We start from the raw sequence: 17,851 nt of genomic DNA, 5'->3' as shown, positions 1-17,851 counted from the left end.
CTCATGGCTCGCCCGCGCCGCCTGGTCCTCAACCGGCCGGATACACGTAGCTTGAATCCACCCCCAGCGGCACGCCCAGTGCCCAGAAACCCAGCAGGAACGCGGTCCATAGCACCAGCAGGGTGACCGAGAACGGCAGCATCAGCGCCAGCAGCGTGCCGATGCCGGCCGACTTCACGTAGCGCTGGCAGAACACCACGATCAACGGGAAGTACGGCATCAGCGGGGTGATGATGTTGGTCGAGGAATCGCCGACGCGGTACGCCGCCTGGGTCAGGTCCGGCGACACGCCCAGCTGCATCAGCATCGGCACCATGATTGCGCCGATCAGCGCCCACTTGGCCGAGGCCGACCCGACCATCAGGTTGACCAACCCCGACAGCAGCACGATGCCGATGATGGTCAGACCCATCGGGAAACCCATCGCCTGCAGCCAGTTGGCGCCCTTGATCGCGATCAGCGCGCCGAGGTTGCTCTGCGCGAAGGCATAGATGAATTGCGCGGCGAAGAACGCCATGACGATGTAGTAGCCCATCGCGCTCATCGTCTTGCTCATCCCGCCGATGACGTCGCGGTGCGACTTGACGGTGCCGGCGACGTAGCCGTACACCACGCCGGGGATCAGGAAGAACACGAAGATCAGTGCCACGATCGACTGCATCAGCGGTGCGGCGCTGACCAGCAACGAGTTCTCGCCCGGTCCGACCGCAGCGGCCGGCGCGCGCCAGGCCGAGGCTTCGGGCAACGCGGTCAGCAACAGCACCAGCGCGCCGGCCGCCATCGCCAGCACCGACACCAGCAGGCCGCGGCGCTGGCGCGGGCCCAGCGCGTCCATCCGCGGCATCTCGCTCATGTCGCCGTCGACTTCGGTGTTGCGCAGGCGCGGTTCGATCACCCGGTCGGTGAGGAACCAGCCGACCAGGATGATCAGCACGCACGAGGCGGTGGTGAAGAAGTAGTTGTTGAGCGGATTGACCGTCAGGCCCGCATCGAGGATGTGCCCGGCCTCCTGGGTCAGCCCGGCGAGCAACGGATCCAGGCTGGAGGGCACGATCAGCGTCGCGGAGAAACCGCCCGACACTCCCGCGAATGCCGCCGCGATGCCTGCCAGCGGATGCCGACCGGCGGCATAGAAGATCACCGCGCCCAGCGGGATCACCAGCACGTAACCGGCGTCCACCGCGACATGACTCAGGATGCCGACCGCCACCAGTACCGGGGTCAGCAGCATCTTCGGGGTGACCGACAGGATCGATCGCAGCGCGGCATTGATGAAACCGGTGTGCTCGGCCACACCCAGGCCCATCATCGCCACCAGCACCACGCCCAGCGGCGCGAAATTGACGAAGGTGGCGACCATCGTGGCCATAAACGCCGCGACGCTGCCGCCGGCGAGCAGGTTGTTGATCACGATCGCCTCGCCGCTGCGCGGGTCGACCTCGCTGAAACTCACGTTGGCCAGCAGCGCCGAGAGCGCCCACACCGCCAGCATCAGGATCAGGAACAGCATCGCCGGATCGGGCAGCTTGTTGCCGGCACGCTCGACGCCATCGAGAAAACGGGTGACCAGGCCGCGCGGCGCGGTCCCGGGGTTGGCTTGGCTCATGTCGGCTCCCCTGTTTGCGGACGCCGCATCCTAGCAAGCGGGCGCGCGCGTATGCCGCCTACGCCACTGATTCGATCACCCGGGCTCAGGCGCGCCGTAGGCCGGGCCCGCGCCGATCAAGGTGCGCACCTCGAACAGCTCCGGGAAGAACGTCAGGTCCAGCGCCTGGCGCAGGAAACCGACCCCGCTGGAGCCGCCGGTGCCCGGCTTGAAGCCGATGATCCGCATGACGGTGCGCATGTGGCGAAAGCGCCACGACTGGAACTGCGTCTCCAGGTCGACCAGGTCCTCGCACAGGTGGTACTCGGCCCAGTGCGACTCGGTGTCCTGGTAGATGCGCTGGAACACCGGCAGCAGCGCCGGATCGGACACGTGCGGCTGCGACCAGTCGCGCTCGAGCTGGTGCGCCGGCACCGCGTGGCCGCGCCGGGCGAGATACATCAGCGCCTCTTCATACAGGCTGGGCGAGTCCAGCGCCGCCTTGAGCTCCTGCGCGGCGGCGGCGTCGTGTGCGAACACCTTGAGCATCGCCGCGTTCTTGTTGCCCAGCAGGAACTCGATCGTGCGGTACTGCAGCGACTGGAAGCCCGAGGACGGCCCGAGGATCTCGCGGAACTGCATGTACTCCGAAGGCGTCAGCGTCTCCAGCACCGACCACATCGCGGTGAGCTGGCGCAGGATCGCCTTGCAGCGCGCGAAGATCTTCTGGCAGGCGCCGAGCTCGTCGTTGCGCAACAGGGCCTGCGCCGCCCTGAGCTCGTGAATCATCAGCTTCATCCACAGCTCGGAGACCTGGTGCTGCACGATGAACAGCATCTCGTCGTGGTGCGGCGGGTCCGACAAGCGCTGCTGCGCGGAGAGCAGGCGATCCAGGTGCAGGTAGCCGGCGTAGCTCATCCGGCCTTCCAGGTCGGTATGGATGCCGCTTTCCAGTTCGCGCTCGTTCTTGTCGACGGTCATTGCCACTCCCCAGCAGGACGCAGAAGGGTAACGCAGCGACCGCCCGCTTCCCCCACCGCCACCGCCACCGATCGGCATCGGGCTCCCCCGGTTGATCCACCGGGGGAGCTGGGCTTGTCAGCCCAGCCTACGGTTCACCGGGTACGGGCCGGGCCTGCCGGGCGGCGTGCTCCTCAGGGCGTGTTCTCAGGCCGGCGGGCTCAGCCGCAACAGCCGGCCGCCGCTGCCTTCGCGCTCGTCTTCCAACACCCAGATATCGCCGTCCGGGCCCTGCTCGACTTCCCGGATGCGCTGTTCCATGTCGTAGCGCTCGACTTCTCGCGCCTGGTCGCCGTCGAACTCGACCCGCACCAGCGCCTGTCCACTCAGGCCGCCGGCCAGGCCATCGCCCCGCCAGTCGGTAAAGCGATCTCCAGAGTAGATGATGAAGCCCGCCGGCGAGATCACCTCGGTCCAGGTGATTTCCGGCGCATTGAATTCCGGCGCGGTGTCGTGGTCGGGGATCTCGCGGCCGTCGTAGTGGTCGCCGTTGGAGACGATCGGATAACCGTAGTTGTCGCCACGCTCGATCAGGTTCAGCTCGTCGCCGCCGGCCGGCCCCATCTCGTGCGCCCAGAGCCGGCCCTGTCCATCGAACACCATGCCGAGGATGTTGCGGTGGCCGAGCGACCACACCTGCGCGGCGACCTCACCCTGGTCGGCGAACGGGTTGTCGTCCGGCACGCTGCCGTCGGCGTTCAGGCGGATCACCTTGCCGAGGTTGGAGTCCATGTCCTGGGCCGGATCGAACTTCTGCCGGTCGCCCGAGCTGATCCACAGATCGCCGTCGGGACCGAACGCGAGGCGGTGTCCGTAGTGGCCGCGACCGCTGACCTTGGGCACCTGGCGCCACAGCACCTCCAGGTCCGACAGCGTGCCGCCGCCGCTGTCGTCCAGGTCAAGCCGCGCGCGCGCGACCGCGGCGCCGCGGGTGTCGCCTTCGCCGGGTTCGGCGTAGCTCAGATAGACCCATCGATTGCGCGCGAATCGCGGGTGCAGCACCACGTCGCCCAGTCCGCCGTGGCCGCCGTAGGCCACTTCGGGCACGCCGCTGATCTCGTGCGCCTCGCCATCGGCCTGCATCAGTTTGAGCGCGCCCTGCTTCTCGGTGACCAGCAGGCGCCCGTCGGGCAGGAACGTCATCGCCCATGGCTGGGCAAATTGCGCGACTTCCTCGATGACGAACGGCTGGCCCGGCACGCCGGCGGCATCGGCCGACGTGGCGCCACCGGATTGTGCGGCGGGGGCGGCATCGCCATTGCCGCTGCAGGCGCTCAACAAGGCAGCACAGCAGGCGGCGGTCAGCAGACGGATCGTCATGGTCAGGATCTCCCGGCAAGCATGAGGGATGCCAATCGTGACACTTCAGGCGATCGCTGGCTGCCGGGAGCCGACCGGGCGCACACGCCGGTGTCAGGCCATCGCCTTCAGCGACTCGAACGGCAGCAGCCGCGCACCGGTGTCGGTGATGCGCGATTCGGCCGCGTCGATCAGCGTCTTGTCGCCGTCGATGATCACCAGGATGTTGCCCTGCCTGATTTCCTGGTCGAACTTGACCCGGATCGGGTCGCGCAACGACGAGCCCACCAGCGCCGAGGCCCAGCACCCCACCACCGCCCCGGCCACCGTGGCCGCGGCGGTGCCTGCCAGGCTGAAGCCCACCGGCGTCATCGCCACCGCGACCACGCCGGCCAGCAGGCCAGCCGCACCGCCATAGCCGGCGCCACGCAGCGCGGCAGGCATGAAGTCGGTGTCGGCTTCCTTGCGCTCGTCGGGGATGGAGTCCAACTCGATGTCCGAGCGCGCGATCAGCAGGATGTCCTCGTCCTCGACCCCCGCCGCGAGCGCCGCATCCATGGCCGCCTGCGCGGTGGCGAGATCGGGTGTGGTGAATACGTGCCGGGTCTTCATGGACGGCTCCGCTCCGAGGCCTCGGTCAACGCAGCGACCGCCAGAGCGTCGCGCGCCAAGCCTTCATCGCAAGCTTTGCGCCGGACGGGTTACCCAGACGTGATGGAACACGCAGCACAGCAGCAGCCATGGGGAGGAGGGGGAGGAGATGAGGAGATGAGGAGATGAGGAGATGAGGAGATGAGGAGATGAGGAGATGAGGAGATGAGGGGAGAGGGGAGAGGGGAGAGGGGAGAGGCGAGGAAACGGAAAGCGAGGAAGCGAGGAAGCGACAAGTAAGGGCGCAAGGGCGCGAAGGACGCAAAGGGAGCAAACTCCAAAAACCGCTGTTGCTCCGGTTGTATTTGCATCCTTTGCACCCTTCGCGGACCAGCCTTTGACTTCCCGAGTCCCGAGCCCGAGTCCCGCCCCGCCCCGAGTCCGGAGCGCCGCTCCCGAGGTCCCATGAACACCCAACTCCCGACCGCCGACGTCCACTGCCCGTACTGCGGCGAAACCATCGAGCTGCTGGTCGACGACTCGGCCGGCGACCAGCGTTACATCGAGGACTGCCACGTGTGCTGCCGACCGATCGAGATCACCGTGCGGATTGACGAGGACGGGCTCGCACGGGTCACCGCGGCCGCCGAAGACGAGGCTTGACCACACCGCGGCGGGTTTTCCGTTAGCGCAGGCGCAGCGGCGTTGACGCGATTGCTAACGTTTTGTTCTGTTCATGTGCCCATGCTCACCCGGAAACAACGAAGCCCACGGCTGGCAAAATTTTCGTGCCCGATTCGGCGGTTTCGGCCATGGCCTAATCGCAACGCGCCGAGCACGCGTTAATCAAACGTTGCCTTAACGATTGCCGGCGGGAATGCGTTCATACCGACATCGGCAACGTGTCGGCGTGGCAACCGACCCGAGCGCGGCTGCCGCGCAGTTCCCCCTTTCCAGGAGAGTCACCATGACCAACGTATCGCCCAAGTCACTGATCGGCACCTTTGCATTCGTCGCCATGCTGTCGGCACCGCTGGCGTTCGCTCAGGAGGCCGAGGCAGCCCTCGAGCAGTCCACCGCGGCAGAGACCGCGGCCGGCAGCCCGCCCGCGGCCGCACCGGCCACGAGCGCCGGGCAGCTGAGCTGGGCCGATGTCGACACCGACCAGGACGGCAACATCAGCACGGCCGAAGCCGCCGCGGTGCCGGCGCTGACGCAGATGTTCAACGAGATCGACGCCAACGCCGACGGCATGCTGACCGCCGAGGAATACCAGACCTTCGCCGAAGGCGGCCAGGGTGCCGGCGCAGAGGCGGGTGCCGAGGCCGAGGCCGATGCCGACGTCGAGGTCGAAGCCGACGCGGAACCCTGGGACGACACCGAGCAGTAAGCGCACGCGCCGATAACCATGGAACCGGAGGGGCGGCCGCGCAGGCCGCCCCTCATTAGTTTGTGGCGCGAAGCCGAGCTCCGACGGCCGCTGTTGGTGTTCGGTCGTGGCGGCGCCGGCGGCTGATCGCAGGCGACACCGGCATACTGCTGCGATGGCCATTCCCACCAGCGACCCCATCGCCCTGGTCGGCTTTGATGCCGACGACACCCTCTGGCGCAGCCAGGACTACTTCGATGCCGCGCAGCTGGCGTTCGAGCAGATCGTCGGGGGATACGTCGACCTGCGCGATGCACGCGTGGCCGAGCGCCTGTACGAGGTGGAGAAAGGCAATCTTGCGTTGTTCGGATACGGCGTCAAGGGCATGACCCTGTCGATGGTCGAGGCCGCCGTGGCGATCACAGACGCGCGCATCAGCGCGACCGACCTGCACCGCATCGTCGGGCTCGGCAAGGAGTTGCTGCGGCACCCGGTCGAACTGCTGCCGGGCATGCGCGAGGCGGTGGCCGCCATCGCTGCGGACTACCCGATCGTACTGATCACCAAGGGCGACCTGTTCCATCAGGAGGCCAAGGTCGAGCAGTGCGGGTTGGCGCACCTGTTCCGCCGCATCGAGATCGTCAGCGAAAAAGACCCCGCCACTTACGCGCGCGTGCTCGAGGAGTTCCAGCTGCCGGCATCGCGCTTCGTGATGATCGGAAATTCGTTGCGATCCGACATCGCGCCGGTGCTCGCGCTCGGCGGTTGGGGCATCCACATGCCGTATCACCTGACCTGGGCCCATGAGGCCGAGGCCGAAGTCGCCAGCGACGCGCCACGCCTGCTGCGGGTCGATGCCGCGCAGGCCCTGCCGGGGGCGCTGAGGGAGATCGCGGGCCGGGCCGCGGCCTGGCTCACGCAGCCGTAGGACAGCGCGACGACGAGGACCGCGGCGGCTGATGGTCGCATGGCTCCACCACTACCCGTTCGGATGGAGCGCGGGCGCTCTCCAGATGAACGCCAAGTGTATGCAGCAGACCATCGAGCGGCGGAGCCACGCTGGTTAAAAAACCGTTCACCAAACCGGCCGCATGGTCGGTGGCAAGCCGGCAATCGCGCCGGTCGGAAGAATGCGAGGAGAGCGCACATGGCCCATCTGTCCCGCTGGATTGCCCCCGCCGTCCTGGCCGCCGCTTGCGGCCTGGCCGGGCTGTTCCCCGGTACCGCGCAGGCGCAGGGCGGCCACGAACTGGCGCGGGTGATCGTCGACGTCGCCGATGTGATCTTTCGCGGCAGCCAGCCGTACTACCGGCACGGCAACTACGGCCACCGCGATCGCGTCATCGTGGTGCGCGACCGCTACGGCCGGCCGACCTACTACCGTCAGGTGCCGCGGCAGAGCCGTTACCGCCCGGGGCCGCGCCACTACTATCGGCCGACTTACCAGCATCGGCGGACTTTTCGCGGCGCCAACTGCAATCCACGCGGCAAATGCAAGGTGATCTACTACGATGGGCAACACGACCGTCGCTACGATGGTCGTGGCTGGGATGACCGCCGCCACTACTCGCACCACGACCGCCGCGACCGGGGTGACTACCGTCGTCGCGACCGCGACCGCGACGACGACTGACGCGGGCCATCGCCGGCATCAGCGGCAAGGGCGCCCCCGCGGCGCCCTTGCGGTGGGTGCCGGCGGCGCTGGCGCGGCCGGACCGCACGCCGCCACGGTGCTAGTCTTCCCCGGCTGGCTAGCGGAGGCAGTCCGATGAAGCGCCTTGTCCTGTTGTGTTGCGCAGTCCTGTGGTCCGGCGCGCCGGTGTTGCCGGCGCACGCGGGCGGCCCGGTCGACTGCCGTCTGGACTTCAACCTGTCGGGCTGGTCGCTGTTCTACAAGACTTCCTCCGGCACCGGCACGGTCAGCTGTGACAACGGTCAACGCATGTCGGTCACCCTCGACACCAAGGGCGGAGGCCTGAGTTTCGGCAAGTCGCGGATCGACAACGGCGTCGGTGAGTTCTCCGGGGTGCGCGACATCAGCGAGGTGATCGGCCATTACGCCACCGCCGAGGCGCACGCTGGCGCGGTCAGGTCGAGCAAGGCGCAGGTCGTGAGCAAGGGCGACATCTCGCTGGCGCTGGCCGGCACCGGCGAGGGCTGGGACGTCGGCGTGGCGTTCGGTCGCTTCACCATTTCGCGCTGAACGCGCGAGACCGCCACCCTGTCCCCACCGAAGGTGACCGCATGATCAGCAAACGCACGACCGGCAAGCTCAAGTCCGCCTGCGTCGCCCTCGCCATGATGATGATGGCGCTGTTCGTCGGCCCGGCCGCGGCGCAGGACTTCAGCATCGGCTGGAATCCGCGCAGCGGCGATGTCTGGGTCGACAGCTACCTGGAGGACGTCAACCGCTATGGCGCGCGCTATCGCAGCCCGTTCATCGACGAAATGGTGCGCTACTACGGCGCGCCGCGCGATCTGGTCACCGCCCTGCTGGCCGAACGCGGCTGGGCGCCGGGCGACGTGTACTACGCCTGCGCGATCGCGCAGATCGTCGGGCGCCCGTGCCGCTACGTGGTCGAGCGCTGGGAGCGCGACCACGCGCAGGGCTGGGGCGCGGTCGCGCAGGAGCTCGGGATCAAGCCGGGTTCGCCGGAGTTCCACCGGCTCAAGCGCGGCTTCGTGGGGACCTACGACCGCTGGGCCCGGCCGATCGAGATCGACAGCGACCTGCGCGCCGATTTTCCGCAGCGCGGCCAGGGGCCGGACGGCACCTGGCTCGACCGCGATGACCGAGGCGCGCCTGCTGGCCGCGGGCCTGCGGGCGGCAATGGCAACGGCAAACCCGCGCACGCCGCCGGCGCCCAGCCCGGACGCGGTGATGGCCCCGGCCAGGGCGACGCCGGACGCGGCCGCGGCAACAACGGCAAAGGCAAAAGCAAGGGCCGCGACTAGACTGCGCCGATGAACCTGCCCGTTGCTCCGGATCCGGTCACCCACCACGGCGGCTGCCATTGTCGCCGGGTGCGTTTCGAGTTCGACGCACCGGCGGCGATCGAGGTGCTCGACTGCAACTGTTCTATCTGCCGCATGACCGGCCACCTGCACCTGATCGTGCCGGCCGCGCGCTTCCGCCTGATCGACGGCGAAGCGGCGCTGGCCGAATACCGCTTCAACACTGGCGCCGCGCGCCACCTGTTCTGTCGCCACTGCGGCATCAAGAGCTTCTACGTGCCACGCAGCCATCCCGACGGTTACAGCGTCAACGCGCGCTGCCTGGATCCCGGCACCGTCGCCTCGATGCGGGTCATCGCGTTCGATGACCGCGACCGCGAAGCCGCGCTGGCCGCGATCGCCCACCTCTCGCACGATCAGTCATGAGCACCATCCAAACCGCCCTCGACCCCTGCCCGGAGCCGGCACCCGGCCCGCTGCGCGTGGTCGACTTCGCCGCGCGCTGGCGCGCCGATTTCGCCCGGCTCAACCTGGAATGGCTGCAGCGCTGGTTCGTGGTCGAACCGATCGATCACGAAGTGCTGCACGACCCGGAAACCCACTTGCTCGCCGACGGTGGCCGCGTGCTGTTCGCGATCGATGCGCACGAGCGCGCGGTCGGCACGGTCGCGCTCAAGCACGAAGGCGACGGCGTCTTCGAACTGACCAAGATGGCGGTCGAGCCGGGCATGCGCGGCAGCGGTGTCGGCCGGCTGCTGATGCGCGGCGCGCTCGATGCGTACCGCGCGCTCGGCGGGCGCGAGCTGTTCCTGGAGTCGAGCAGCAAGCTTGCGCCGGCACTGAAGCTGTACGAGAGCGTCGGCTTCGTGCATCGCCCGGCGCCGCGGCCGGGCTCGCACTACGCACGCGCCGACGTCTACATGGTGTGGCAGCCGCCGCCCCCGCGCGAACACCCGCCCCTATAGGAACAGGCCATGCCCGCGACCGCCGCACGCGGGGAAGAGGCGATCGCGCCCATGGATCGCTGCTCCAAAGGGAGCACCCTACCCGTCGAGCCTGTCCAGATACTTGCGGATCCGCGCAGCGTTGGCGCCCACGTCGCTGCCGCCGACCCGAGAGACCGAGCGCACGTCGATCCGGCTGCCGTCGCCATCGCCTTCGATGCGGATGACCACGTCGTCCTTGAAGCCGAACCACGGCGTGGTGTCGGTCGCCTCGATGCGGCCGGCGGCCGGCTCGGCGGCGACGATCTCCCAGCCCATGTCGCGTGCCGCGGCGAGCGCGCGTTCGAATGCCTGCGCTGGTGCAGCAGCCAGCCGATGCGTGCGCAGGTCGGGGTAGCCGGCCAGTTGCGCCTGAGCGAGCTCGGGACCGCCGTAGGATGCCGGGTTCGGCGCATCGGCGCGTAACGGCAGCACCGCGACGAACTCCGGCGGCCGCTGGGTGTCGGTACTGATGTCGTGGATCGGCGGTACCGCACGGGCCTGCCGCATCGCGTTCCACGGCACGAATGCCACGCCCAGCCCGATCACCAGCGCCGCCGCCAGGGCAGCCACGCTGGAGCGCCGCGTGCGCGGCACGATCAGCATCAGCAGCGCCAGCGCCGCGGCCGCCAACCCCACGAACGCAGCCCAGCGCATCAGCTGGAAGCCGGTGCCGAATTCCCACAGCCCCAGGCGGGTGCCGGGGCCGGCAATCAACAGCAGCGCGAGCGCGATCACGCCGAGCAGGACGGCGAAGTGGGCAGGTTTCATGGCGGACTCCGGTAGTTGGAGCCCGCAGTGTGGCGCAAACCGCTGCAGTCAGGCGCCCGATGCGGCGCAGGGCTTCGGTAGGCTGGGCTGACAAGCCCAGCGCTGTCGGGGCACTGCTACTCCCCCGCCGCGCCCCAGACCTCGTCTAGCCGCTGCTGGCGTCCGCAGGTGAAGCTATAGAACTTGTAGCGGACCGGGTTCTTTTCGTAATAGTCCTGGTGATACTGCTCGGCCGGATAGAACGTCGGCGCGGCGGCAATTTCGGTCGCGATCGGCCGCTCGAAGCGGCCGGAGGTCTGCAGCTCGCGCTTGCTCGCTTCGGCCAGGCGCTTCTGCTGGGCATCGGTGGTGAAGATCGCGCTGCGGTACTGGTCCCCGACGTCGCAGAACTGCCGGTCGACCGCGACCGGGTCGATGTTGCGCCAGAACACGTCCAGCAGGGTCGCGTAGCTGACCTGGGCCGGGTTGTAATTCACCCGCACCGCTTCGGTGTGGCCGGTGCCGCCGGCGGAGACCTGCTGGTAGCTCGGATCGGCAACGTGGCCACCGATGTAGCCGGAGGTCGTCGCGGTGACCCCGGGCAGTTCATCGAAGGGCGGCTCCATGCACCAGAAGCAGCCGCCGGCGAAGATCGCGACCGCCGATTGGCCGCTCGTCCCGGCGTCCGGAGCGTTGGTGGCGGGCGGATTGGCCGGCTGCTGGGCGCAGGCGGTGGTCACGCCCAGCATCAGCAGGCCACCGAGGGTGGCGGCCAGGCGGCGCAGGCGTTGCGGCGGCATGGTCATGTCAACTCCTCAAGGCGGGCAGCGACTGGCCCTCGGGCACGAACGCCAGCGCAACGCCGTTGTTGCACCAGCGTTCGCCGCGTGGCGGTGGGCCATCGTTGAAGACATGGCCCTGGTGCCCGCCGCAGCGTGCGCAGTGATATTCGGTGCGCGGCCAGATCAGCTTGAAGTCGCGCTTGGTCTCGATGTGGCCGGCGATCGGCCGGGTGAAACTGGGCCAGCCAGTGCCGCTGTCGAACTTGGCGGCACTGTCGAACAGCGGCAGATGGCACGCGGCGCAGACAAAGGTGCCGGCGCGCTTCTCCTGGTCCAGCGGGCTGCTGAAGGCCGGCTCGGTGCCGTCCTCGAACAGCACCGCATAGGCTTGCGCGCTGACCTGGTCGCGCCAGGCCTGGGCGGTTTTCTGCAACGGCACCACGGCGCGGCTGCCGCCGGCCACGGGCGGGTCGGCGGCGCGCGAACAGGCCGGCAACAACGGCAGCACGGCCAGGGCGGCGAGGCTTTGCAACATGGTGCGACGGTTCATCCGGCTCTCCGGGTGGCGGGGGCTCGAGATCTCCTGCCTGCACACGCTAGCGGCGGTGCAGTCACGTGGGTGTGCAGAGGAATACTCGAACCGTTGGACCTCCCAGGTACGGAAAAGGTCGCCGGTGCGGATGCGTTTCGCGGCCGCCGTTGGGCTGCGGTACATGCGCACCGCTCGCCGGCGGGCGCGGTCCGCGGCGGTTGCCCTGCCTGCCTCTTTTTGCCGTGCCGCCGCGTAGAGCAATGGGCGTTACGCTGGCGGCTTGAGGATTCGCTGGTCCTGCGTGCGGCGCGCTGATGCGGATGCGCCCCGCGCGGCAGGCGGTTCAACTGGCCGATGTGCGGCGCCCGCTGATCCCCAGCGGCAGAGCGCAGGTCCCGGCCCGATTCGGAGGATTCATGCCAGGCCGCAAAAAAAACACGACTTGGTGGCGCTGGGCGCTGCTGCTGGCATTCGCCGCCGCGGTGGTGTGGGCACTGCAATCGGGAGCGGCCGAGGCGTTGACCCTCGAAGGCCTCAAGGCGCGGCAGGCCGAGCTGGGCGGGTGGGTGAGCGCCCACCCGTGGCGCGCGGCGGGCGGCTTCTTCGTGCTGTACGTCGCGGTCGCGGCGGCCTCGATTCCGGGCGCGGCGGTGATGACGCTGGCCGCCGGCGCCTTGTTCGGGCTGCTCGCGGGCACGTTGCTGGTGTCGTTCGCCAGCACCATCGGTGCATCGCTGGCGTTCCTGGTGGCGCGTTTCGTACTGCGCGACACCCTGCGCGCGCGCTACGGCGAACGGCTGAAGAAGATCGATGCCGGCATCGCGCGCGATGGCGCGTTCTACCTGTTCACCCTGCGGCTGGTGCCGGTGTTTCCGTTCTTCCTGGTCAACCTGCTGGCGGGATTGACCTCGCTGCGGTTGCGCACGTTCTACTGGGTCAGCCAGCTCGGCATGCTGGCCGGCACCCTGGCTTATGTGTACGCCGGTACCCAGCTGGCACAAATCGAGACGCTGCGCGACGTACTCTCGCCCGGTTTGATCGGCGCGTTGGTGCTGCTCGGGGTACTGCCGCTGCTGGCGCGCTGGGCTACGCGCTGGCTGGCGGCGCGGCGCATCTATCGCGGTTACACCAGGCCCGCGAAGTTTGACTACAACCTGATCGTGATCGGCGCCGGCTCGGCCGGGCTGGTGTCGGCCTACATCGGTGCGACGGTCAAGGCCAGGGTCGCGCTGATCGAAAAACACCAGATGGGTGGCGATTGCCTCAACACCGGCTGCGTGCCGTCCAAGGCCCTGCTGCGCACCGCGCGCCTGCTGGCCGAAGCACGCGACAGCCGGCGTTTCGGCATTCGCGCGATGCACGCCGAATTCGACTTCGGCGAGGCGATGCAGCGCGTGCGGGATGTGATCGCGAAGATCGCGCCGCACGATTCGGTCGAGCGCTACAGCGGGCTCGGGGTGGAGGTACTCCGCGGCGAGGCGAAGCTGGTGTCGCCGTGGGAGGTCGAAGTCGACGGACGCCGCATCAGCGCCCGCAGCCTGATCCTCGCCACCGGCGCGCGGCCGCTGGTGCCGCCGATCGCGGGACTGGACACGGTCGATTACCTGACCAGCGACACCGTGTGGAATCTGCGCACCCTGCCGAAGCGGCTGCTCGTGCTCGGCGGCGGACCGGTCGGATGCGAGCTGACCCAGGCATTCGCGCGCCTGGGCAGCGCCGTCACCCAGGTCGAGATGGCGCCGCGGCTGTTGCCGCACGAGGACGCCGATGCCGCCGCGCTGGTCGCGACGCGGCTGCGCGAGGAGGGCGTGTCCGTCGCCACATCCCACAAGGCGCTGCGCGTCGAGCAGACTGATGCGGGCGCGCGGCTGATCTGCGCGCGTCTGGATGATCGCGAAGGCCACGAGATCACGTTCGAGTTCGACGTCCTGCTGCTGGCGTTGGGGCGAGCGGCGAATGTCGAAGGCTTCGGCCTGCAGGAACTCGGCGTGCGCCTGACCGACCGCAAGACCGTGGAGGCCGACGCGCTACTGCGCACCAACTTTCCCAACATCCACGTCTGCGGCGACGCCACCGGCCCCTACCAGTTCACCCACGTCGCCGCGCACCAGGCCTGGTACGCCGCGGTCAACGCGCTGCTGGCGCCGTTCTGGTCGTTCGATGTCGACTACCGGGTGATTCCGTGGGCCACCTTCACCGAGCCCGAGGTCGCGCGCGTGGGCCTGTCCGAGGACGAGGCGAAGAGCCAGGAGGTCGACGTCGAGGTGACCCGTTACGAACTCGACGACCTCGACCGCGCGATCGCTGATGGCGCCGACCGCGGATTCGTCAAGGTGCTGACCGCGCCGGGCAAGGACCGGATCCTCGGCGCGACGATCGTCGGCGTCCACGCCGCCGAGCTGCTGGCCGAATTCGTGCTGGCGATGAAGCACGGCATCGGCCTGAACAAGCTGCTCGGCACCATCCACATCTACCCGACCATGGCCGAGGCCAACAAGTACGTGGCCGGGAACTGGAAGCGTGCGCATGCGCCGCAGGCGGCGCTGCGCTGGGCCCAGCGGTTCTTCGACTGGCGACGTGGTTGACGTGGACGCGGCGCGGCTCGAACAGGCGCTTGCGAAGCTGACCGTGGTGATGCCGGTCGGCCCGGGCGATGCACTCGCGCCTGCGTTGCACGCGCAGCTCGCGGCGCTGCCACGCGGCGCCGAGCTGCGGGTGGTATTCGCCGAAGGCGCGGAGCCGGCCCGCATCGACGTGGCGTCGCCCCGGTCCGGCCCGGATTGGCGATGCCTGCTGGCAGAGCCCGGGCGCGGCTCGCAACAGAACGCCGGCGCGCGGTCCGGCGCGCGCGAATGGTTGTGGTTCCTGCATGCCGATTCGGTGCTGGCGCCGGACACGCTGCCGGCCCTGGCGCGATTCATCCAGCGCGGCGAGCACGCGCTGGGCTACTTCGACCTGCGGTTTCTCCAAGATGGCCCGGCCCTGATGCGCTTGAACACGCTCGGCGCCTGGCTGCGGAGTCGCTGGCTGGGGATGCCGTTCGGCGACCAGGGCCTGGTGCTGTCGCGGGCGGCGTTCGAGCGGCTCGGCGGCTTCGATCCGGCACTGGCGGGCGGCGAAGACCACGACCTGGTTTGGCGCGCGCGCCGCGCCGGGCTGCGGCTGCGGCCCCTACAAGCGCCGCTGTATACCAGCGCGCGCAAGTACCGCGAGCGCGGCTGGTGGACCACCACCACCGAACACCTGAGTGAAACCTGGCGGCAGGCCCGTCAGTTTTCACGCACGCAGGCGCCACGATGAGCGGCGCGCTGGCGATCTTCGTCAAGACACCCGGCCATTCGGCGGTCAAGAGCCGGTTGGCCGCCGACCGCGGCGAGCGCTATGCGCAGGCGTGGTACCGACACGCCGCGGCGGCGGTGGCTTCGGTTGCCCGCAGTGCGCAGGCGCGTCATGGCCTGACCGCCTACTGGGCCGTGGCCGAGCCCGAGGCGCTGGGCGATTGGCCGGAGCTGCCGGCACTTGCGCAGGGCGGCGGCGAGCTCGGCGAGCGCATGGCGCGCGTGCATGCGCAACTGGTCGCGCGCCATGGCTCCGGCCTGCTGATCGGCGCCGACGCGCCGCAGCTGACTGTGCAACTGCTGGGTGAAGCAGGCGACTGGCTGGCCTCGGCGTCGCCGCGGCTGGCGCTCGGGCCGGCGAGCGATGGCGGGTTCTGGCTGTTCGGCGCCAATATGCCCCCGCCGTTGCCGGCGTGGACCCAGGTGCGTTACAGCGCCGACGACACCGCCCGGCAGTTCCGGCGCAACATGGAAGCGCTCGGCGCCTGGCGCACGCTGGCGACCCTGACCGATGCCGACCACGGCCATGACCTGACGGCGGTGTTGCACGCCCTCGAAACGCTGCCCGAGCCTACCGCCGAGCAGCGTTCGCTGGCCGACTGGATGGGCGAACAGGAGCGCACGTGCGAGGACGCATCCGACACGTCCGCGGAGCATCTTCTTGCTCGTCATCCCCGCGAAGGCGGGGATCCAGTGCCGCCGCGCGCCGACGCGCCGAAGTCGCTGGGTTCCCACGTTCGCGGGAATGACGAAGTCGATCGCGCGCCTGCCGTGACTGCCGCACCCGTCCGGAGCCGCCCATGAACGGCATCGACTTCATCCTCGAGCACGAGCCCACACTGCGGCTGGGTGGCTTCATCGCGGTGCTGCTGTCGCTGGCGATCGCCGAGCGCCTCTGGCCGGCGCGCGGCGATGCGCGGCCGGCACGGCGACAGCTCGCCAACCTGGGCCTGGTGGCGCTGGACACCGCCGTGCTGCGACTGGCCTTTCCGCTGCTTGCGGTGGTATTGGCGATCGAGGTCGACGCCCGCGGCGGCGGGCTGCTTGGCGCGATCGACGCGCCGCTGTGGGTCGAGATCGTGCTGGCGTTGTTGCTGTTCGACCTGGCGCTGTACTGGCAGCACCGGCTGCTGCACTCCATCGCGCTGCTGTGGCCGCTGCATCGCGTGCACCACAGCGACACCGCGTTCGACGTCACCACCGGCGTGCGCTTCCATCCGGTCGAGATCGCGCTGTCTATGACGATCAAGCTCGCGCTGGTGGTGGTGCTGGGGCCGCACCCGGTGGCCGTGGTGATCTTCGAGGTGCTGCTGTCGGCATCGAGCCTGCTGACCCATGCCGACTTCGCCCTGCCGCCGCGCGTGGACCGCGTGCTGCGCTGGTTCATCGTGACCCCGTCGATGCACCGCATCCACCACTCGATCCGCCGCGAGGAGACCGACAGCAACTACAGCTTCAATCTGTCGCTGTGGGACCGGGTGTTCGGCAGCTACCGGGCATGTCCTAAACAACCCGAGCGCGAGATGCCGATCGGCTTGCCGCAATGGCGCGACCCGGTCGCGCTAGGCTTGTGGCCTTTGTTGCTGCAACCGTTCCGGCGCCCGCCCGCCGCGTTGGCACCCACCGACAGCAACGCCCGCGAGGAGGACCGCCCGAATGCGTGACACCTGGCCGATGCTGCGCGACAGCGACTTCCCGCCGATCCGGCGCGACCGGCTCGACACGCTGCAGCTCAACCTGGGCTACCTGTGCAACCTCAGCTGCATCCACTGCCACGTCGCGGCCGGGCCCCATCGCAAGGAGCTGATGGACCTAGATACGATCGAGCTGGCGCTGCAGGTGGCGCAGCGGCAATCGATCGGCACGCTCGACCTGACCGGCGGCTCGCCGGAGATGCATCCGCACTTCCGGACCCTGGTGAGCCAGGCACGCCGCGCCGGGCTGAAAGTGATGGACCGGCTCAACCCGACGATCATGCGCGAGCCGGGCTTTGAGTGGGTCGGCGAATTCCTCGCGGACCACGCGGTCGAGGCGGTCGCATCGCTGCCCTGCTACAGCCAGGCCAACGTCGACGAGCAGCGCGGCCAGGGCGTGTTCGAGGCCTCGATCAGCGCGCTGCAGAGCCTCAACGCGCTGGGCTACGGGCGCGAGGGCAGCGGGCTGGTCCTGAACCTGGTCTACAACCCCAACGGCGCGTTCCTGCCGCCGGATCAGCAGCAACTGCAGGCCGACTACAAGCGCCTGCTCGGCGACAACTTCGGCATCGTGTTCAACCAGCTGTTCGCGCTGGCCAACATGCCGATCCAGCGCTACGGCTCATGGCTGCTGTCCAAGGGCCATTTCGCCGCGTACATGGGCACGCTCCGGGACGCCCACCGCGCCGACAACCTCGACGGCGTGATGTGCCGCTCGCTGATCAGCGTCGACTACCAGGGCTACCTGTACGACTGCGATTTCAACCAGATGCTGCACCTGCCGCTGGGCGCGACCGACGCGGCCGTCCCCGGCCGGGACCGGCCGCACCTGCGCGACCTGCTCGACGCCCCGCTGCCGCGGCGGATCGCCACCGCCCAACACTGCTACGGTTGCACCGCCGGCCAGGGCTCCAGTTGCGGCGGCGCGCTGCATTGACACCCACCGCCGTCCC

General features: G+C 69.0%; 20 protein-coding genes. 13 read left to right on the top strand and 7 right to left on the bottom strand.

Annotated elements, in window-relative coordinates:
- Nucleotides 1-28: 28 nt before the first annotated feature.
- From ACJQWM_RS00715 to ACJQWM_RS00700, 4 genes are all read right to left on the bottom strand, one after another.
- Nucleotides 29-1,606: an AbgT family transporter gene (locus ACJQWM_RS00715; protein ID WP_332704298.1), complete on the bottom strand. Its 1,578-nt coding sequence runs from the start codon at nt 1,604-1,606 to the stop codon at nt 29-31.
- Between the two features lie 75 nt (nt 1,607-1,681).
- On the bottom strand, nt 1,682-2,566 hold the full coding sequence (locus tag ACJQWM_RS00710) for a tryptophan 2,3-dioxygenase (protein WP_332704294.1): 885 nt from the start codon (nt 2,564-2,566) through the stop codon (nt 1,682-1,684).
- 186 nt (nt 2,567-2,752) lie between these two features.
- The gene (locus ACJQWM_RS00705; RefSeq protein ID WP_332704292.1) at nt 2,753-3,925 is read right to left on the bottom strand and encodes a PQQ-dependent sugar dehydrogenase; all 1,173 of its coding nucleotides are present in this window, start codon (nt 3,923-3,925) and stop codon (nt 2,753-2,755) included.
- Between the two features lie 93 nt (nt 3,926-4,018).
- The gene (locus tag ACJQWM_RS00700; protein ID WP_332704290.1) at nt 4,019-4,516 is read right to left on the bottom strand and encodes a hypothetical protein; all 498 of its coding nucleotides are present in this window, start codon (nt 4,514-4,516) and stop codon (nt 4,019-4,021) included.
- A gap of 444 nt (nt 4,517-4,960) precedes the next feature.
- Between ACJQWM_RS00700 and ACJQWM_RS00695 the strand changes: the two genes are divergently transcribed.
- The 8 genes from ACJQWM_RS00695 (at nt 4,961) to ACJQWM_RS00660 (ending at nt 9,784) form a co-directional block, all read left to right on the top strand.
- Nucleotides 4,961-5,158, top strand: a complete 198-nt coding sequence (locus ACJQWM_RS00695) for a CPXCG motif-containing cysteine-rich protein (RefSeq protein WP_332704289.1) — start codon at nt 4,961-4,963, stop codon at nt 5,156-5,158.
- A gap of 304 nt (nt 5,159-5,462) precedes the next feature.
- Entirely contained in the window at nt 5,463-5,885 is a 423-nt protein-coding gene (locus tag ACJQWM_RS00690; RefSeq protein WP_332704287.1) for an EF-hand domain-containing protein, read from the top strand.
- Between the two features lie 154 nt (nt 5,886-6,039).
- Entirely contained in the window at nt 6,040-6,792 is a 753-nt protein-coding gene (locus ACJQWM_RS00685) for an HAD family hydrolase (RefSeq protein WP_332704285.1), read from the top strand.
- A 219-nt stretch (nt 6,793-7,011) separates the two neighbouring features.
- Nucleotides 7,012-7,497 (top strand): hypothetical protein, encoded by a 486-nt coding sequence (locus ACJQWM_RS00680; RefSeq protein ID WP_332704283.1) that lies wholly within the window; start codon nt 7,012-7,014, stop codon nt 7,495-7,497.
- Nucleotides 7,498-7,632: 135 nt separating this feature from the next.
- Nucleotides 7,633-8,067: a hypothetical protein gene (locus ACJQWM_RS00675; protein WP_332704281.1), complete on the top strand. Its 435-nt coding sequence runs from the start codon at nt 7,633-7,635 to the stop codon at nt 8,065-8,067.
- 41 nt (nt 8,068-8,108) lie between these two features.
- Nucleotides 8,109-8,819 carry a hypothetical protein gene (locus ACJQWM_RS00670; protein WP_332704279.1) on the top strand — a complete coding sequence of 237 codons (711 nt, stop codon included), beginning with the start codon at nt 8,109-8,111 and terminating at the stop codon, nt 8,817-8,819.
- Between the two features lie 9 nt (nt 8,820-8,828).
- A complete protein-coding gene (locus tag ACJQWM_RS00665; RefSeq protein ID WP_332704277.1) occupies nt 8,829-9,245 on the top strand; it encodes a GFA family protein in 417 nt (138 codons plus the stop codon).
- Nucleotides 9,242-9,784, top strand: coding sequence for a GNAT family N-acetyltransferase (locus tag ACJQWM_RS00660; RefSeq protein ID WP_332704275.1), 543 nt, complete (start codon nt 9,242-9,244; stop codon nt 9,782-9,784). Before ACJQWM_RS00665 ends, ACJQWM_RS00660 begins: the two co-directional genes overlap by 4 nt.
- Before the next feature lie 78 nt (nt 9,785-9,862).
- Here ACJQWM_RS00660 and ACJQWM_RS00655 read toward each other — a convergent pair whose 3' ends face one another.
- The 3 genes from ACJQWM_RS00655 to msrB form a co-directional block, all read right to left on the bottom strand.
- Complete coding sequence (locus ACJQWM_RS00655; RefSeq protein WP_332704273.1) at nt 9,863-10,573, bottom strand: DUF1499 domain-containing protein; 711 nt, start codon at nt 10,571-10,573, stop codon at nt 9,863-9,865.
- Nucleotides 10,574-10,689: 116 nt separating this feature from the next.
- Nucleotides 10,690-11,358, bottom strand: coding sequence for a peptide-methionine (S)-S-oxide reductase MsrA (gene msrA, locus ACJQWM_RS00650; RefSeq protein WP_332704271.1), 669 nt, complete (start codon nt 11,356-11,358; stop codon nt 10,690-10,692).
- 1 nt (nt 11,359) lies between these two features.
- Nucleotides 11,360-11,884, bottom strand: a complete 525-nt coding sequence (gene msrB / locus ACJQWM_RS00645; protein ID WP_332704269.1) for a peptide-methionine (R)-S-oxide reductase MsrB — start codon at nt 11,882-11,884, stop codon at nt 11,360-11,362.
- A 398-nt stretch (nt 11,885-12,282) separates the two neighbouring features.
- Between msrB and ACJQWM_RS00640 the strand changes: the two genes are divergently transcribed.
- The 5 genes from ACJQWM_RS00640 to arsS are packed head-to-tail and all read left to right on the top strand — an operon-like array spanning nt 12,283 to nt 17,835.
- A complete protein-coding gene (locus ACJQWM_RS00640) occupies nt 12,283-14,451 on the top strand; it encodes a dihydrolipoyl dehydrogenase family protein (protein WP_332704267.1) in 2,169 nt (722 codons plus the stop codon).
- On the top strand, nt 14,444-15,166 hold the full coding sequence (locus ACJQWM_RS00635; protein ID WP_332704265.1) for a glycosyltransferase: 723 nt from the start codon (nt 14,444-14,446) through the stop codon (nt 15,164-15,166). Before ACJQWM_RS00640 ends, ACJQWM_RS00635 begins: the two co-directional genes overlap by 8 nt.
- Nucleotides 15,163-16,008, top strand: a complete 846-nt coding sequence (locus ACJQWM_RS00630; protein ID WP_332704263.1) for a TIGR04282 family arsenosugar biosynthesis glycosyltransferase — start codon at nt 15,163-15,165, stop codon at nt 16,006-16,008. Before ACJQWM_RS00635 ends, ACJQWM_RS00630 begins: the two co-directional genes overlap by 4 nt.
- A complete protein-coding gene (locus ACJQWM_RS00625; protein WP_332704261.1) occupies nt 16,005-16,868 on the top strand; it encodes a sterol desaturase family protein in 864 nt (287 codons plus the stop codon). Before ACJQWM_RS00630 ends, ACJQWM_RS00625 begins: the two co-directional genes overlap by 4 nt.
- Nucleotides 16,861-17,835 (top strand): arsenosugar biosynthesis radical SAM (seleno)protein ArsS, encoded by a 975-nt coding sequence (gene arsS, locus ACJQWM_RS00620; protein WP_332704260.1) that lies wholly within the window; start codon nt 16,861-16,863, stop codon nt 17,833-17,835. Before ACJQWM_RS00625 ends, arsS begins: the two co-directional genes overlap by 8 nt.
- Nucleotides 17,836-17,851: the final 16 nt, after the last annotated feature.

The organism is Novilysobacter longmucuonensis (assembly GCF_046600735.1).
In the GTDB taxonomy this organism is placed as follows: Bacteria; Pseudomonadota; Gammaproteobacteria; order Xanthomonadales; family Xanthomonadaceae; genus Novilysobacter_A; species Novilysobacter_A longmucuonensis.
Note: the sequence above shows the minus strand (reverse complement) of the source record. Positions and strands in the feature narration are given on the sequence as shown.

Excerpts from the sequence above, each read along its gene's own strand:
- msrB (WP_332704269.1), bottom strand. The coding sequence starts at position 11,884 with ATGAACCGTCGCACCATGTTGCAAAGCCTCGCCGCCCTGGCCGTGCTG.
- ACJQWM_RS00670 (WP_332704279.1), top strand. The coding sequence starts at position 8,109 with ATGATCAGCAAACGCACGACCGGCAAGCTCAAGTCCGCCTGCGTCGCC.
- msrA (WP_332704271.1), bottom strand. The coding sequence starts at position 11,358 with ATGACCATGCCGCCGCAACGCCTGCGCCGCCTGGCCGCCACCCTCGGT.
- ACJQWM_RS00660 (WP_332704275.1), top strand. The coding sequence starts at position 9,242 with ATGAGCACCATCCAAACCGCCCTCGACCCCTGCCCGGAGCCGGCACCC.
- ACJQWM_RS00715 (WP_332704298.1), bottom strand. The coding sequence starts at position 1,606 with ATGAGCCAAGCCAACCCCGGGACCGCGCCGCGCGGCCTGGTCACCCGT.
- arsS (WP_332704260.1), top strand. The coding sequence starts at position 16,861 with ATGCGTGACACCTGGCCGATGCTGCGCGACAGCGACTTCCCGCCGATC.
- ACJQWM_RS00705 (WP_332704292.1), bottom strand. The coding sequence starts at position 3,925 with ATGACGATCCGTCTGCTGACCGCCGCCTGCTGTGCTGCCTTGTTGAGC.
- ACJQWM_RS00685 (WP_332704285.1), top strand. The coding sequence starts at position 6,040 with ATGGCCATTCCCACCAGCGACCCCATCGCCCTGGTCGGCTTTGATGCC.
- ACJQWM_RS00680 (WP_332704283.1), top strand. The coding sequence starts at position 7,012 with ATGGCCCATCTGTCCCGCTGGATTGCCCCCGCCGTCCTGGCCGCCGCT.
- ACJQWM_RS00695 (WP_332704289.1), top strand. The coding sequence starts at position 4,961 with ATGAACACCCAACTCCCGACCGCCGACGTCCACTGCCCGTACTGCGGC.
- ACJQWM_RS00690 (WP_332704287.1), top strand. The coding sequence starts at position 5,463 with ATGACCAACGTATCGCCCAAGTCACTGATCGGCACCTTTGCATTCGTC.
- ACJQWM_RS00665 (WP_332704277.1), top strand. The coding sequence starts at position 8,829 with ATGAACCTGCCCGTTGCTCCGGATCCGGTCACCCACCACGGCGGCTGC.
- ACJQWM_RS00700 (WP_332704290.1), bottom strand. The coding sequence starts at position 4,516 with ATGAAGACCCGGCACGTATTCACCACACCCGATCTCGCCACCGCGCAG.
- ACJQWM_RS00675 (WP_332704281.1), top strand. The coding sequence starts at position 7,633 with ATGAAGCGCCTTGTCCTGTTGTGTTGCGCAGTCCTGTGGTCCGGCGCG.
- ACJQWM_RS00710 (WP_332704294.1), bottom strand. The coding sequence starts at position 2,566 with ATGACCGTCGACAAGAACGAGCGCGAACTGGAAAGCGGCATCCATACC.
- ACJQWM_RS00630 (WP_332704263.1), top strand. The coding sequence starts at position 15,163 with ATGAGCGGCGCGCTGGCGATCTTCGTCAAGACACCCGGCCATTCGGCG.
- ACJQWM_RS00625 (WP_332704261.1), top strand. The coding sequence starts at position 16,005 with ATGAACGGCATCGACTTCATCCTCGAGCACGAGCCCACACTGCGGCTG.
- ACJQWM_RS00640 (WP_332704267.1), top strand. The coding sequence starts at position 12,283 with ATGCCAGGCCGCAAAAAAAACACGACTTGGTGGCGCTGGGCGCTGCTG.
- ACJQWM_RS00655 (WP_332704273.1), bottom strand. The coding sequence starts at position 10,573 with ATGAAACCTGCCCACTTCGCCGTCCTGCTCGGCGTGATCGCGCTCGCG.